Source organism: Rhodosalinus sp., from assembly GCF_046542825.1.
Classification (GTDB): Bacteria; Pseudomonadota; Alphaproteobacteria; order Rhodobacterales; family Rhodobacteraceae; genus Rhodosalinus.
In genome coordinates, this window is record NZ_JBKHAQ010000067.1 from 1 (window position 1) to 15344 (window position 15344).

The window sequence follows — 15344 nt, forward strand, 5'->3', positions numbered from 1 at the left end:
GGCGACGCTTCGTCGTGCCGCGCCCTTTGTCCTTGACCTTTGCCGCCACGGTCTGTTGAACCCTGCTCTGACTTTCGGCGAGACATCCAGCCACCGGGGCGGCGCTTCATGGACGATCAGAACAAGAACCTCATCCTGGCGACGGCGCTGAGCTTCGGCGTCATCCTGATCTGGTTCCTGCTCTTCCCGCCGCCCGAGCCGCAGCAGGATCCCAACGCCGGCGATACCGAGACCTCCGCCCCTGCCGAGCTCTCGACACCCAGCCCGGACGACACTCCCGGCACCGCGCCCGCCTCTCCGGGAACCGGCGCAGCGACGGAAACCGAGGGAGCAGACGCGCCGCGGCTCGAGATCGACACGCCGCGCCTGTCCGGCTCGATCTCGCTGCGCGGCGGGCGGATCGACACGCTCGCGCTCCGCGACTACCGCGTCGAACCCGATCCCGACGCGCCGATCGTCGACCTGTTACGCCCCGTCGGCACCCAGAATGCCTATTACGCCCTCCACGGCTGGGCGCCCGGCCAGGGGCTGAGCCCCGAGCAGGTGCCGGGCCCCGACACGCTGTGGCAGGTCGACGGCGAGGCCCGGCTCGCCCCCGACAGCCCCGTGACCCTGACATGGGAGAACGACGCCGGCCTTACGTTCACCCGGCGGATCGCGGTGGACGAAAACTACATGTTCAGCATCACCCAGTCGGTCACCAACACGGGCGACGCCACGGTCAGCCTTGCGCCCTACGGGCTGGTGGCGCGGCACGGCGAGCCGCAGGACCTCAAGAACTTCTTCATCCTGCATGAGGGTGTCGTCGCGATGGCGGACGGCACGCTGTCGGAGATCGACTACGACGATGTCGCCGACCGCGAGGTCGACCCGGCGGAAGGCGCGCGCGCAGAGGTGATCCGCGTCTCGGAGAATGGCTGGATCGGCTTCACCGACCATTACTGGATGACCACGCTGGTCCCGCCGGCAGACACCGCCTTCAAGGCCGCGGCAAAATACGACGACCGGCGCGATATCTACCAGACAGAGACGGTGCTGCCGACGCAGACGCTCGCCCCCGGCGCCTCGGCCGAGGTCACCTCCCAGCTTTTCGCCGGCGCGAAGGAATGGGATGCGATCCGCGACTACCAGCGTGCCGGCGTCGACCGCTTCATCGACTCGATCGACTGGGGCTGGTTCTTTTTCCTCACCAAGCCGATCTTCTGGCTGCTGCACGAAATCAACCTGATCATCGGCAACATGGGCTGGGCGATCATCGGGCTGACGCTGATCATCAAGGCGGTGCTGCTGCCGCTCGCCTACAAGTCCTACGTCTCGATGGCGAAGATGAAGGAGCTTCAGCCGGAGATGGAGAAGATCAAGGAGCGCGCGGGCGACGACCGCCAGAAGCTCCAGCAGGAGATGATGGAGCTCTACAAGAAGGAGAAGGTGAATCCCGCCTCCGGCTGCCTCCCCATCCTGCTGCAAATCCCGATCTTCTTCTCGCTCTACAAGGTGATCTTCGTCACGATCGAGTTGCGGCATGCGCCCTGGCTTGGGCCGTTCAACGACCTGTCGGCGCCCGACCCGACCTCGATCATGAACCTCTTCGGGCTCTTGCCCTGGGCTGCGCCGCACCCCGAGTCGCTCGTCGCGCTGATCTTCGTGGGCATTCTGCCCATCGTTCTGGGCGCTTCGATGTGGCTGCAGATGAAACTCAATCCGGCGCCGACCGATCCGACGCAGAAGATGATCTTCGCCTGGATGCCGTGGATCTTCATGTTCATGCTGGGCAGCTTCGCCAGCGGGCTGGTGCTCTACTGGATCGCGAACAACGTGATTACCTTCACGCAGCAGTACGCGATCATGCGCAGCCAGGGCTACAAGCCCGACCTGATGGGGAACATCCTGTCGAGCTTCCGGCGCAAGGCCAAGACAGAAAGCAAATGACCGCGCGCCTGACCGGGATCTGGCGCCACCCGATCAAGGCGCACGGCCGGGAGGCGCTGGACCGGGTCACGCTGGCGGCGGGCGCCACGCTGCCCTGGGACCGCGCCTGGGCCGTGGCGCACGAAGCCTCACGCGCCGACGGCAGCGGCTGGGCGCGATGCGCCGAGTTCACGCGGGGCGCCAAGGCACCCTCGCTGATGGCGATCGAGGCGCGCCTCGACGAAGCGACTAAGACCGTCACGCTGCGCCACCCCGAGCGGCCGGAGCTGACCTTTCGCCCCGACGACGAGGCGGCGGCCTTCCTTGACTGGGTGGGTCCGCTGATACCCGAGGGGCGCGCGGCGCCGGCGCGGATCGTGCGCGCGCCCGATCGCGGCATGACCGACACCGATTTCCCCTCGATCTCGATCTGCAACCATGCCTCGCACCGCGCGGTCGAGCAGCGGCACGGGCGGCCGCTGTCGCGCCATCGCTGGCGCGGCAATCTCTGGGTCGAGGGTCTGGCGCCCTGGGAAGAGTTCGACCTTGTGGGCCGCGATATCCGTGTGGGCGATGCGGTCCTGCGCGTGGTCGAGCGCACCGGGCGCTGCACCGCCACCGCGGCGAACCCCGAGACGGGGCGCGTCGACGTGGACACGCTGGCGCTCCTGCGAAGCTGGGGGCACGAGGATTTCGCCGTCTATGCCGAGGTGGCCGAGGGCGGCGAGATCGCGGCGGGCGATGCCGTGATCCTCGCATGACGCCGCTACCTTTCCCGCTTGCCGATCCGCCCGACGCGGCGACGGAGGAAGCGGGGCGCAGGCTGTTCGCCGGCCCTGTCGACTTCCTCAAGGGCGTGGTGGCGATGGACGGGCTGCCGCCCGGCGACCGCCCCGAGGTCTGCTTCGCGGGCCGGTCGAACGTGGGCAAGTCCAGCCTGATCAACGCGCTCGCGGGCCGCAAGGGGCTGGCCCGGACCTCGAACACGCCCGGACGAACGCAGGAGATCAATTTCTTCACGCTTGGCGACAGCCACTATCTCGTGGACCTGCCGGGCTACGGTTACGCCAAGGCGCCGCTGCAGGTGGTCGAACGCTGGCAGCGGCTGCTCAAGGCCTATCTTGCGGGGCGCGCCACCCTGCGCCGCGCCTTCGTGCTGATCGACGCGCGGCACGGGGTGAAGCCGCCCGACGAAGAGATCATGAGGCTGCTCGACGGCGCCGCGGTGACCTTTCAGGTGGTGCTGACCAAGGACGACAAGATCAAACCGGCCGAGCGCGCACGCGTGCTGGAGCAGGTGCGCGCCGCGCTGGCGCGGCATCCCGCCGCCTTCCCCGAACTGGTGCTGACCTCGTCGGAGACCGGCGAGGGGCTGGCCACGCTGCGCGCGATCGTGGCAGGCCTGACCTGAGCGGCGCATCGCGCGCGGGCGCGCGCTCTTCGCCTTGCGCCCGGCCGCGCCGCCGGGGATAACGCGCGGCGAGGAGGGCCGCCCATGCCGAAACAGAGCGCGCGCGACTGGATCGCCACCGCCCGGACGCTGAGCCAGGCGCTGCCCTACCTGCAGCGCTACGACGGCGCCGTGGTGGTCATCAAGCTGGGCGGCCACGCGATGGGCGACGACACCGCGATGGAGGAATTCGCCCGCGACGTCGTGCTGATGCGGATGGTGGGCGTGAACCCCGTGGTGGTGCATGGCGGCGGCCCGATGATCAACGCCATGCTGGACAAGCTGGGCGTGACCTCGGACTTCGTTGGCGGCAGGCGGGTGACGGACGCGGCGACCATCGAGGTGGTCGAGATGGTGCTGTCGGGCCGCGTCAACAAGCGCATCGTGCAGGCCATCGGCGCGCAGGGCGGCAAGGCGGTCGGCCTGTCGGGCAAGGACGCGGGCCTGATGATCTGCGACCGGACCGACCCCGCGCTGGGCTTCGTCGGCACACCGTCCGAGGTGAACGCAGGCTTCCTGCGCGACCTCTTCGACAAGGGGATCGTGCCGGTGATCGCCCCCATCGGCATGGGCCGCGCTGGCGAGACCTTCAACGTCAACGGCGACACCGCCGCCGGCGCCATCGCCGCGGCGCTTCGGGCCGACCGGCTGCTGCTGCTGACCGACGTGGCGGGCGTGAAGAACGCCGCGGGCGACGTGCAGGAGGAGCTTTCGGCCGAGACGATCCGCGAGATGACCGAGGCCGGCGTGATCGCGGGCGGCATGATCCCCAAGACCGAGACCGCGCTCGCGGCCATCGAGGGCGGCGTGCGCGGCGTGGTGATCCTTGACGGCCGCGCGCCCAACGCCTGCCTGCTGGAGCTTTACACCGAGCACGGGGCCGGCACGCTGATCCGCCCCGCGCACCGGATGGGGCGCTAGGATGCGGCGGCTGATCCTGATCCGTCATGCGAAATCGGACTGGTCGCAGGCGCTGGACGACCACGCGCGCCCGCTCAACAAGCGCGGGCTGCGCTCTGCGCCGCTGATCGGGGAGTGGCTGCGCGCACAGGGGTATCTGCCGGACGAGGTGCTCTGCTCCGACGCAGTGCGCACACGGCAGACATCGAGCGGGCTGGGGATCGAGGCTCCCGTGACATTCGCGCGCATGCTCTATCACGCCGAGGCCGAGGACATCATGGAGGTGCTGCGCGCCGCAGAGGGCCGGACCGTCGCGCTCATCGGCCACAATCCCGGCATCGGGGAGTTCGCGCAGCGGATCTTGGCGGAGGCGCCGGAACACCCCCGTTTTCGCGACTATCCAACGGCGGCCACGCTGGTCGCCGACTTCGACATCGACGTGTGGGACGACGCCGGCTTCGGCGAGGCCCGCGCGGTGGACTTCGTGACCCCGCGCGACCTGGAATAGCGCGTGGCCCGCCCCCTCGGGCGCTTGCCCTTCAGTGCCCCAGGATCTGGCTCAGGAAGAGCTTGGTGCGCTCGTTCTGCGGGTTGCCGAAGAAGGCCTCGGGCTCGTTCTGCTCGACGATCTGGCCCTGGTCCATGAAGATCACGCGGTTCGCGACCTGACGGGCAAAGCCCATCTCGTGCGTGACCACCAGCATGGTCATCCCTTCTTCGGCAAGCGCGATCATGGTGTCCAGCACCTCCTTGATCATTTCGGGATCGAGCGCGCTGGTGGGTTCGTCGAACAGCATGATCTTGGGCCGCATGCAGAGCGACCGCGCGATCGCCACGCGCTGCTGCTGCCCGCCCGAAAGCTGGCCGGGATACTTGTGCGCCTGTTCGGGGATCTTGACCTTGGTGAGGAAGTGCATCGCATCTTCCTCGGCCTCCTTCTTGGGCGTCTTGCGCACCCAGATCGGCGCCAGCGTGCAATTCTCCAGGATGGTCAGATGCGGGAACAGGTTGAAGTGCTGAAACACCATCCCGACCTCGGAGCGGATGGTATCTATGTTCCTGAGGTTCGAGGACAGTTCCGTGCCGTCGACGACGACACGGCCCTTCTGGTGTTCTTCCAGCGCATTGATGCAGCGGATGAGCGTGGACTTGCCCGAGCCGGAGGGGCCGCAGATCACGATGCGTTCGCCGCGATAGACCGTCAGGTCGATGTCGCGCAGGACGTGGAACTGCCCGAACCACTTGTTCATCGCTGCGATCTCGATCGCGATCTCGTCCGAGACATTCAACTGGGCCCGGTCCACGGGCGTCACGTTCTCGGGGTGGGGCTGGGGGATTTCCGTCATGAAGGTCATTCCCTATCGGCGATCGGTCTGAAGCTGACGCTCCAGCCATTGCGAGTATTGCGATATGCCGTAGCAGACGACGAAGAAGAGCGCAGCGGCGAACCCGAAGAGCTCCCAGTAGACGCCGTTCCAGGCGGTCGAGGCAAGGATCGGGCCGCGGATCATGCCGACAAGGTCGAACATCGCGATGACAGAGACCAGCGTGGTGTCCTTGAAAAGCCCGACCGCCACGTTGACGATGCCCGGTATCGAGATCTTCAGCGCCTGCGGCAGAATGATCAGGCGCATCGCCTGCGGGTAGTCGAGGCCCAGCGCCGCCGCGGCCTCGTACTGCCCCTTGGGCAGCGCCGCGAGGCCCCCGCGCACCACCTCGGCGATGTAGGCCGAGGCGAACATGGTGATCATGATGATCACCCGCAGGATCAGGTCGAAGGAGGACTCGGGCGGCAGGAAATAGCCCAGCACCACGTTCGCCACGAAGAGCAGCGTGATCAGCGGCACACCGCGGATGAACTCGATGAAGATCACGCAGATCCACTTGATGATCGGCATGGATGATTGCCGCCCCAACGCCAGCGCGATCCCGATGGGCAGGGACAGCGACACACAGACGGTTCCCAGGATCAGGTTCAGCATGAAGCCGCCCATGTCGCGGGACGGCACCGCCTCCAGGGTGATGGGCGCGAGCGCGGTCAGCGTGGGCGTCACGAAGCCCGACAGCCACCAGAAGACGAGCGCGGCACCGATGGCCCCGAAGAAGCCCATGGCGAAGCTCTGCGTGACGAGCCGTTGGAAGACGAGGTAGCCCACCACGAAACCGCCCGCCGCCATCAGCGGCACCCAGATCGCGCCACCCCAGATCAGGAAATAGGCGAGAAAGGGATAGACGGCGGTGAAGGGCAGCATGGTCCGCGGCGCCTTCGGAAAGAGCACCGGCGCCAGCGCGACGAACAGCAGGACGAAGGCCAGTGTCGGCCGCCAGTAGCCGTTCGAGGGATAGGTCACGCCGAACAGAAGCTGCTCCCAGCGTTCGCGGATCACCGCCCAGCAGGCACCCGTGGCGCCGTCCAGGATCTCGCGGCACTCCTGCAGGCTGTTGGCATTCCAGACGCCGTTGAAGACCCACGGCAGGGTGGCGGACAGCACCCACCAGATCGCCCAGAGCGACACCAGCGTCAGGATCGTGTTGCCGATAGAGGAAAACAGGTTCTCGCGCAGCCACTTTACGAGGCCGGCTTCGGCAATGGGCGGCGGAGCGGGCGGAATCACCTCGGCCCGCACGAAGGCGAGCCGTGCGGCCTGCGCATGGGTGTCGCTCATCGGAGGGGCTCCGTCGGGGCGGCCATCTCAGCGCTCCTTCAGCTTCACGGCGTTGTTGTAGACGTTCATCACCGCCGAGATCGAAAGCGAAATGACGAGGTAGAACAGCATCAGAAGCAGCACGGACTCGATCGCCCGGCCCGTCTGGTTCAGCGTGATGCCCCCCAGCGTGCCGGTGATGTCCATGTAGCCCACCGCGATCGCCAGCGAACTGTTCTTCGTCAGGTTCAGGTATTGCGAGATCACCGGCGGGATCACCACGCGCAGCGCCTGCGGCAGGATCACCAGGCTCATGATCCGGCGCGGGCGCAGGCCCAGCGCCGATGCCGCCTCGGTCTGGCCGTAGCTCACCGACTGGATGCCGGCGCGCACGTTCTCGGCGATGAAGGCGCCGGTATAGATCGCCAGCGCGAACCACAGCGCGATCATCGAGCCGCGCACCTGGATGCCGTCCTGAAAGTTGAAGCCGCGCAATTCGGGATATTCCAGCGTGATGGGTTGCCCGAGGGCGCAAAAGGCCAGCACCGTGGGAACGATCAGAATGGCGAGCGAGGGCCAGCCCATCGGCAGAAGCCGCCCGGTCTCGTAAAGCAGTTTCGTCGCGTAGCGGCGATAGGCAAAGGCTGCGAACACAGACGCAAGGAACACCAGAACGACAATGGTCGACCCAGTCTCCCAGATCGGCCGCGGGACATAGACGCCGCGGTTGGTGAAGGCGACGGCGCCGAACAGCATCGAGGCCTCGGGGTCGTCGCCGCGAAAGGCGCGCGGCGCCGGCAGCGCGGCGGTCATCACGAAGAAGATGATCAGGATCCAGATCAGCACCGGCACGTTGCGGAAGATCTCGACGTAGAAGGCCATCAGCCTGGCGACGAGCCAGTTCTTCGACAGCCGCAGAACGCCGGCCAGAACGCCGAGAATGGTCGCCGTGATGCAGCCCAGAAAGGCGACGAGCAGCGTGTTGAGCACGCCCACGAAGGCCGCGCGCAGGTGCGTGTTCTGGCTGTCGTAGGGGATCAGCCGCTGGTTGATGTCGTAGCTGGCCGACTGGCCCATGAACCGGAACGAGATGTCCTGCCCCTGGTCCACCAGATTTCGCACGAGGTTCCAGCCAAGGTAGGCCATGAACAGGATCAGCAGGAACAGCGCGATGAACTGGAAGGTATAGCCGCGATAACGCGTGTCGTTCAGCAGCATGGAAAGCCGGAACGCCTCACGCGGCGGCTCTGGGTCCGTCACTTTGGCCATGTGCTGATCCCTGTCGGCGCGGACTCCATCGCTGCGGCGGGGTTTGTTCCCGCTCGTGGGAAAGCACCCTTTCCGGCGATGGGTGTGGGGGAGGACGGGGCGCGCACGGCGCCCCGTCCGTCAGGTCGCCCTAGCGGAAGGGCGGAGCATACATCAGGCCGCCTTCGGTCCACTGGGCGTTGAGCCCGCGGGCCAGCCCGATGGGCGTGCTCTCGCCGATGTGGCGCGCGAAGATCTCGCCGTAGTTGCCGCCCGCCTTTATGGCACGCAGGGCCCATTCCGCGTCGAGGCCCAGCATCTCGCCCAGGTTGCCCTCGGTGCCGAGCATCCGGTTGATCTCGGGGCTGTTGGTGCCCTGCGCCAGCTCGTCGATGTTGGCCGAGGTGACGCCAAGCTCTTCGGCGGCGATGAGCGCGTTGAGCGTCCAGCGCACGACGTCGCCCCATTCGTTGTCGCCATGCCGCACGAGCGGGCCAAGCGGCTCTTTCGAGATGATCTCGGGCAGGATCACGTGGTCGCCGGGAGTTTCGAAGGTGGCACGCGACGCGGCCAGACCCGAGGCATCGGTGGTATAGGCGTCGCAGGAGCCCTCGTTGTAGAGCTGGAGCGCCTCGGCGTTCGTCTCGATCGGGACCGGATCATATTCCATGTTGTTCTTGCGGAAATAGTCCGCGAGATTGAGTTCGGTCGTGGTGCCGGTCTGGATGCAGATCGAGGCCCCGTCGAGTTCCGTGGCCGACGACACGCCCAGTTCGCGCGGCACGATGAAGCCCTGGCCGTCGTAGTAGTTGATGCCGGTGAACTCGAACTTGAGGTCCACGTCGCGGGTGAAGGTCCAGGTGGTGTTGCGCGACAGCATGTCGATCTCGCCCGAGGCGAGCGCGGTGAAGCGCGTCTTGCCGGTGAGCGAGACGAATTCCACGGCCGAGGCATCGCCCAGAACAGCGGCCGCGACGGCGCGGCAGACCGCCACGTCGAACCCTTCCCATTCGCCTTCGGCGTTCGGCGCGGCGAACCCGACAAGGCCGGTGTTCACGCCGCAGTTCAGGGTGCCGCGCGCCTTGACGTCGTCAAGCGTCGCCGCACCGGCCGCGCCCGCCATCACGCCGGCAGCCGTGAGTGCGCCCAGAATATAGGTTCTTTTCATCGTTTCCTCTTCCTGATTCTCCGCCCTGTGTGGCGAGCAGCCCTGCAGCCGGCTTCGTCATTATTTCGGGGTAGAACCTCGATAACGGCGCGATGACTGTGAAAGGATTCATCCTCAAAGGTCAACCCGCAGCGCCCTATTGCGGCGTTCGTGCGGACGCGGATCGGGCCCGGTCGGAACCCGCGGCTCCTGCCCGGGTGTCAGAAGTCCAGGGGCGCCTGCTGCCCGCGTGCCAGCGCGACGAAGCGTGCCGCGCGCAGGAACGAGCGCCTGCGGTCTTCCGCCGCCGCGGCGGCTTCCGCGTCCTCGCCCCACTGCTCGGCCTGCCAGGTCTCGTCGATGCGCGAGAGCTCCCACAGCCGCTGCGGCGCATCGGCCCCGCGCGCCACCGCGAGGCCCAGGATCAGCGAGCCTGACAGCGTCACGAGATCGTTGAGCCCGGTGAGTTCAAAGGCGTCCAGCGGCTCGATTGCCGCGCGCAGCGCGCGCAGGCTGCCCTCGGGCTGCGCGACATGCATCACCCCTGCCCCGCAGACGAGCCGCGCGCCCAGCGCCTCCGCCGCCCAGTCGAGCATCGGGTCCCAGGCGGCCCCCTGTCGCTCTGCCAGCGTTGCGGGCGCCTCTGCCCGGTAGCACAGCAGGTCCGTCTCGCCGTAGTCGGCAAGCATCGCGATCACGGCGGCACGCGCCGGCGCCACCCGGTCGATGGCAGAGTTGGCCGCACGCGTGAGCGGCATGGCGCGCGGGTCGATCGTTTCCGGCTGATCCTGCCACTCGCGCGCCACCGCCTCGGCCAGCAGGCGCGACGGCAGCACCAGCGGCACCCGTGCCGGCGTGCGCAGCGGCCGGCCGTCGAGCACGACCGCATGCCCCTCATCCGACTCGACCGCTGTCGCCTCTGTCCAGAACCGGCGCGCCGCCCATTCGGTCATGCCACCTCCTGCAACCGGTCGAGCGCGCGCGGAAAATCGGCCCATCGGTCGATCAGCACATCCGCCGCCGCCAGCGCCGGCCCGGCGTGATAGCCCCAGCGCACCCCGACGGCGCGCAGGCCGGCGGCCCGCGCCATCTCCATGTCGTAGCTCGTATCCCCCACCATCACTGCGTCATGCGGATCGACACCGGTTTCGGCAAGTGCGCTCAGCAGCATCGAGGGATGCGGCTTCGACGGATGGTGATCGGCCACCTGCTGCGTGACGAAGTGAAGGCCCAGCCCATGCGCCTGCAGCAGCACGTCGAGCCCCCGCCGCGACTTGCCTGTGGCGATGCCGAGCAGCAGATCGTCCTCTCGCGACAGCAGGTCGAGAATCTCGCGCGCGCCGGGATAGAGCGGCGAGGTCTCCTCGATCCGTCCCCGCGCGCGAAGCCCGGCATAAGCCTCCTTATAGCGATGAACCAGTTCGGCGTGGGCGTCGAACGGCAGATCGGGCGCCAGCCGCGGCATCGCATGGTCGAGCGACAGCCCGACGATGTTCAGCACCGCCCGCTTCTCCGGCATCGCCAGACCCATCGCGCCGAAGGCTGCGGCCATCGCGCCCAGGATGTCGGCCTGGCTGTCGACCAGCGTGCCGTCCACGTCGAAGACCACCAGCCGCACCGCGCTCAAGCCTCCGCCTCCGCGAAGGGGTCCTCGGGCGCGTCCGCCTCGCGCCAGCCCAGCATCTCCCAAGTGCGGCGCATGTGCGCGGGCAGCGGTGCGGTAAAGGACAGCCGCTCACCCGTGACGGGGTGGGTCACCATCAGCGCGCGCGCGTGCAGGTGCAGCTTGCGGCTGACCTCGCCCCCCAGCTGCGCGCCCCAGCCCTCGCCCCAGTTTTCCTGGCCGCGGCCGCCGTATTTCCCGTCGCCCACGACGGGATGCCCGATCCCGGCCATATGCGCGCGCAACTGGTGGGTGCGCCCCGTGACAGGCACCAGCGCGACCCAGGCCGCACGCCTGGCCAGCCCCTCGATCACCGCGTAGTCGGTCACCGCGCGCTTCGCGCCCCTTGTCGCCTCGACCTCGTCGGGATGGACAAGCTGCATCTTCTCGCCCTCGCCCTTCGGCCCGTGACCGGGCGCCTTCACGAGGCCGTAGCGGATGGTGCCCATGTGCGGGCTGGGCACGCCCGCGACGGCGGCCCAGTAGATCTTGCGCGTCTCCTTCGCCCGGAAGGCGGCAGTCAGCCCGGCCGCCACGCGCCGCGTGCGCGCCATGAGCAACAGGCCGGACGTGTCGCGGTCCAGCCGATGCACGAGGCGCGGCGCCTCGTCGGCGCCGAAGCGCAGCGCGTCCGCCAGAGCGTCCACATGCCGCGTCTGCCCGCTGCCGCCCTGCACGGCAAGGCCGGGCGGCTTGTTCAGCACCAGCATGTGATCGTCGCGCCAGAGCACGCAGGTCCGGATCATTTCGGCATCCGCTGCGCTGGGCGCCGCAGGCCGGGGCGCGGACGCTGCCCCTTCGGCGGGTAAGGGCGGCACGCGCACGCTCTGCCCCTCTTCCAGCCGGAAGGCGGGTTTCACTCGCCCGCCATCGACGCGCACCTCGCCCTTGCGGCACATCTTCTCGATCCGCCCCTGCGTGAGCTGCGGATAGCGCCGCCTGAGCCAGCGGTCGAGGCGCTGCGCGGCATCCTCCGGCCCGACGGTGACGTGCTCGACGCTCATGTGAGCGCGCTCCGCGCGGCAAGCAGCCCTGCCGCGATCGCCGCCAGGGACAGCCCGACCGAGGCCGCGACGTAGAGCGCGGCCAGCGTCCCCTGCCCCCGCTCCCAGAGCGTCAGCGCGTCAAGCGAGAAGGCCGAGAAGGTGGTGAAGCCGCCCAGTATGCCGGTCATCAGGAACGGCGCGAGCCGGGTTGCGGAAAGCTGTGCCAGCACCACCACCAGGACCCCCATCAGGAACGAGCCCAGCACGTTCACCGCCAGCGTCCCCCAAGGAAACCCGGGCCCCAGCAGGCGGATCGCCGCGGCGCCGGTCAGATACCGTGCCACCGCGCCCAGCGCCCCGCCGAGCGCAACCTGCAGAAGGGTCGCCCACATGGCCGGTCTGTCGCGCGCGCCCCTTCGCGTGTCAAGCGAGCACCGCGCCGCAGAAAATTCTTCGTTCGAAGAATTTTCGGAGGCACTGCCAGCCCCGCGCGAATTTTCGATCGAAAATTCGCGCGTGGTCATGTGCCGCCACGCTCCGCCCGGAGCCGGGCGAACCAGTCCAGCCGCTTGCGCAACTCGCGCTCGAAGCCGCGCTCGACCGGCGCGTAGAAGCTCTCGCGCCCCACGCTTTCGGGAAAATAGTCCTGACCGGAAAAGGCATCCTCGGCGTCGTGGTCGTAGGCGTAGCCCGCGGCATAGCCTTCGTCCTTCATCAGCCGGGTGGGCGCATTCAGGATATGCTTCGGCGGCGGGGCCGATCCCGTTCTCCTGGCTGCCTTCCGCGCGCCCTTGTAGGCCGAGTAGACGGCGTTCGACTTGGGCGCGAGCGCCAGGTAGACAACCGCCTGGGCCAGCGCCAACTCGCCCTCGGGGCTGCCCAGCCGCTCGTAGGTCTCCCAGCCCTGCAGGCAGACGGCCTGCGCCTGCGGATCGGCCAGCCCGATGTCCTCGACCGCCATCCGGGTGATCCGGCGGGCGAGATAGCGGGGATCCTCGCCGCCCTCCAGCATCCGCGCGAACCAGTAGAGCGCGGCATCGGGGTCCGAGCCCCGCACCGACTTGTGCAGCGCCGAGATCAGGTTGAAATGCGCATCGCCCGACTTGTCGTAGTGCGCCGCGCGCCGGGCCAGCCGGTCTGAAAGCTGCGCCGCGTCGAGCCGGCCCTCCACGTTCCAGCCCATCACCTGCTCGATCAGGTTGAGCGCCGCGCGCCCGTCGCCGTCGGCCATCTCCAGAAGCGCCTCGCGCGCCGCACCGTCCAGCGGCAGGGGCCGCCCCACGGCCGCTTCGGCCCGCTGCGCGAGCAGTTCGAGGTCGGCCAGCGTGAGCCGCTCCAGCACCATGACCTGCGCGCGGGACAGCAGAGCCGCGTTGAGCTCGAAGCTGGGGTTCTCGGTCGTCGCGCCCACAAGCAGGATCGTGCCGTCCTCCATATGCGGCAGGAAACCGTCCTGCTGGGCGCGGTTGAAGCGGTGGATCTCGTCCACGAAAAGCAGCGTGCCGCGCCCCATGCGCCGCCGCTCCTTCGCCGCCTCGAAGACCTTGCGAAGCTCCGCGACGCCGGTGAAGATCGCGCTGATCTGTACGAACTCCATCTCCGTCTCACACGCCAGAAGCCGCGCGATGGTGGTCTTGCCCACGCCGGGCGGCCCCCAGAACACCACGGACGACAGGGTGCCCGCCGCCAGCATCGCGCCCAGTGGCCCACCGGGGCCGAGTAGCTTCTGCTGCCCGATGACCTCTGACAGCGCCTGCGGGCGCAGCCGGTCGGCCAGCGGGCGGGGGGCGGCCTCTGGCTGACTCTGCGCGGTTTCAGTCGACGGATCGCGGTCGAAGAGATCGGCCATGCGCGTCAGGCCCGGAAGCGCAGTGCCACACGCCGCGTGCCGCGCTGCACGACCAGTTCGTGCCAGCCGCCCGTCGAAAGCGCCTGCGCCACTTCGCGGCTGCGCGTCACCTCGCGTCCAGAGACGGCAAGGATCACGTCGCCTGCGGACAATCCCGCCCGGGCACCGTATGGCCCGGGGTCGGTCACCACCACGCCGCGATCGAGCAGCGGCAGGGTCATCTCGGCGATCACGGCGGGGTTCACATTGGCAAGCGACAGCCCCGGCAGGGCCGAGCGCGGACCCAGCGTCAGCGCCTCGCGCGGCGGATCCTCGGGCGGCGGATCCAGCGAGAGCCGCAGCGCCCGTTCCCTGCCCTCCCGCCAGATCGTGGTCGCGACCTCGGCCCCCGGCCCCGCGATCGAGAGGCGGTAGAGCATGCCGGCGGGGCCGTTCACCCCGGCACCGTCCACGTCGAGCACCACGTCGCCTGCCCGCACGCCGGCCGCGGCGAAGGGGCTCTGCGGATGCAGGTCGGACACGACCATGCCGCGCGGCGCGGGCAGGCCCAGCGCCTCTGCCATGTCGGCATCGACCGGCTGCCCGCTCATGCCGGCCCAGGGCCGTTCGAAGCGCGTGGCGCCTTCCCGCGCCTGTTCGACGAACTGGTCCACGAGGGCTGCGGGAATGGCGAAGCCGATGCCGTTCGATCCGCCCGAGCGGCTGAGGATCGCGGTGTTCACGCCCACGAGACGCCCCGCCATGTCCACCAGCGCGCCGCCCGAGTTGCCCGGATTGATCGGCGCATCGGTCTGCACGAAATAGCCGCGCAGGTTGCCGGTGGCAGGGCCGGAGCGCGCGACGGCCGAGATGATCCCCGACGACACCGTCTGCCCCACGCCGAAGGGATTGCCGATCGCCAGCACCAGTTCGCCCACCTCCAGCGTGTCGCTGTCGCGCAGCGGCAGGTGCGGCAGATCCCCGCCTCCGTCGAGCCGCAGGATCGCAAGGTCCGCCTCGGCATCGGCCAGCACGAGGTCTGCCGAGAATTCGCGCCGGTCGTTCAACACCACGCGGATGTCGGTGGCGCGTCCGACGACGTGGTAGTTGGACACGACGTAGCCATCGGCCGTGAGGATCACGCCGGAGCCGAGCGAGTTCTGCACCCGCGGCCTTTGCGGCGCGAACTCGCGAAAGAACTCGCGGAAGAACGGATCGTCGTCGAAGGGCCCGCGCGCCTCGACCACGCGGCGGGCGTAGATGTTCACCACCGCCGGCGCGGCCTTGCGCACCACGGGGGCGAAGGACAGGGTGATCTCGGCCTGCGAGGACGGCACGCGCGTCTCGGCAACGAGCGGCGCGGCGGCGAGGATCAGGATGGCTGCGAGGCTGCGGAGCATCGGGGGCTTCCCTCGGTCCGCCCCGATATGCGCGCGGCCAGCCGCGGTTGCAAGCCGGCCCGGAACGCAGGACGCCCCCGGCGGTCTCCCGCGGGGGCGCGATGTGTGGGCAAGGGCCGCGATCACGCTTCGGTGGCGTCCTCTTCGGCAAGGCGCGCGCGGTCGGCGG

15 protein-coding genes are annotated in these 15344 nt (G+C 68.7%); 5 read left to right on the plus strand and 10 right to left on the minus strand.

Features of this window, described 5'->3' with window-relative positions:
• Positions 1-108 precede the first annotated feature (108 nt).
• The 5 genes from yidC to ACLFOB_RS09860 all read left to right on the plus strand — a co-directional run bounded on the left by yidC (position 109) and on the right by ACLFOB_RS09860 (position 4766).
• Positions 109-1929, plus strand: coding sequence for a membrane protein insertase YidC (yidC, locus tag ACLFOB_RS09840; protein WP_410918418.1), 1821 nt, complete (start codon positions 109-111; stop codon positions 1927-1929).
• Positions 1926-2669: an MOSC domain-containing protein gene (locus tag ACLFOB_RS09845; RefSeq protein WP_410925967.1), complete on the plus strand. Its 744-nt coding sequence runs from the start codon at positions 1926-1928 to the stop codon at positions 2667-2669. The genes yidC and ACLFOB_RS09845 overlap by 4 nt, the downstream gene beginning before the upstream one ends.
• Complete coding sequence (gene yihA / locus ACLFOB_RS09850) at positions 2666-3319, plus strand: ribosome biogenesis GTP-binding protein YihA/YsxC (protein WP_410925968.1); 654 nt, start codon at positions 2666-2668, stop codon at positions 3317-3319. The genes ACLFOB_RS09845 and yihA overlap by 4 nt, the downstream gene beginning before the upstream one ends.
• Before the next feature lie 84 nt (positions 3320-3403).
• The gene (gene argB, locus ACLFOB_RS09855; RefSeq protein WP_410925969.1) at positions 3404-4279 is read left to right on the plus strand and encodes an acetylglutamate kinase; all 876 of its coding nucleotides are present in this window, start codon (positions 3404-3406) and stop codon (positions 4277-4279) included.
• A 1-nt stretch (position 4280) separates the two neighbouring features.
• Positions 4281-4766, plus strand: coding sequence for a SixA phosphatase family protein (locus tag ACLFOB_RS09860; protein WP_410915592.1), 486 nt, complete (start codon positions 4281-4283; stop codon positions 4764-4766).
• A gap of 31 nt (positions 4767-4797) precedes the next feature.
• On the opposite strand, the gene ACLFOB_RS09865 is transcribed toward ACLFOB_RS09860, so the two are convergent.
• The 10 genes from ACLFOB_RS09865 to ACLFOB_RS09910 all read right to left on the minus strand — a co-directional run bounded on the left by ACLFOB_RS09865 (position 4798) and on the right by ACLFOB_RS09910 (position 15175).
• Positions 4798-5604: an amino acid ABC transporter ATP-binding protein gene (locus ACLFOB_RS09865; RefSeq protein WP_410925970.1), complete on the minus strand. Its 807-nt coding sequence runs from the start codon at positions 5602-5604 to the stop codon at positions 4798-4800.
• A gap of 12 nt (positions 5605-5616) precedes the next feature.
• Positions 5617-6924, minus strand: coding sequence for an amino acid ABC transporter permease (locus ACLFOB_RS09870; protein WP_410925971.1), 1308 nt, complete (start codon positions 6922-6924; stop codon positions 5617-5619).
• 27 nt (positions 6925-6951) lie between these two features.
• A complete protein-coding gene (locus tag ACLFOB_RS09875; RefSeq protein WP_410925972.1) occupies positions 6952-8172 on the minus strand; it encodes an amino acid ABC transporter permease in 1221 nt (406 codons plus the stop codon).
• Between the two features lie 130 nt (positions 8173-8302).
• A complete protein-coding gene (locus ACLFOB_RS09880) occupies positions 8303-9319 on the minus strand; it encodes an amino acid ABC transporter substrate-binding protein (RefSeq protein WP_410915597.1) in 1017 nt (338 codons plus the stop codon).
• A 200-nt stretch (positions 9320-9519) separates the two neighbouring features.
• Positions 9520-10251 (minus strand): ATP12 family chaperone protein, encoded by a 732-nt coding sequence (locus ACLFOB_RS09885; RefSeq protein WP_410925973.1) that lies wholly within the window; start codon positions 10249-10251, stop codon positions 9520-9522.
• Positions 10248-10925 (minus strand): HAD-IA family hydrolase, encoded by a 678-nt coding sequence (locus ACLFOB_RS09890; RefSeq protein WP_410925974.1) that lies wholly within the window; start codon positions 10923-10925, stop codon positions 10248-10250. The genes ACLFOB_RS09885 and ACLFOB_RS09890 overlap by 4 nt, the downstream gene beginning before the upstream one ends.
• On the minus strand, positions 10922-11965 hold the full coding sequence (locus tag ACLFOB_RS09895; protein ID WP_410925975.1) for an RluA family pseudouridine synthase: 1044 nt from the start codon (positions 11963-11965) through the stop codon (positions 10922-10924). Before ACLFOB_RS09895 ends, ACLFOB_RS09890 begins: the two co-directional genes overlap by 4 nt.
• The gene (gene crcB, locus ACLFOB_RS09900) at positions 11962-12339 is read right to left on the minus strand and encodes a fluoride efflux transporter CrcB (protein ID WP_410915601.1); all 378 of its coding nucleotides are present in this window, start codon (positions 12337-12339) and stop codon (positions 11962-11964) included. Before crcB ends, ACLFOB_RS09895 begins: the two co-directional genes overlap by 4 nt.
• 128 nt (positions 12340-12467) lie before the next feature.
• Positions 12468-13796 carry a replication-associated recombination protein A gene (locus ACLFOB_RS09905; RefSeq protein WP_410925976.1) on the minus strand — a complete coding sequence of 443 codons (1329 nt, stop codon included), beginning with the start codon at positions 13794-13796 and terminating at the stop codon, positions 12468-12470.
• A gap of 5 nt (positions 13797-13801) precedes the next feature.
• The gene (locus ACLFOB_RS09910) at positions 13802-15175 is read right to left on the minus strand and encodes a trypsin-like peptidase domain-containing protein (protein ID WP_410925977.1); all 1374 of its coding nucleotides are present in this window, start codon (positions 15173-15175) and stop codon (positions 13802-13804) included.
• Positions 15176-15344 lie beyond the last annotated feature (169 nt).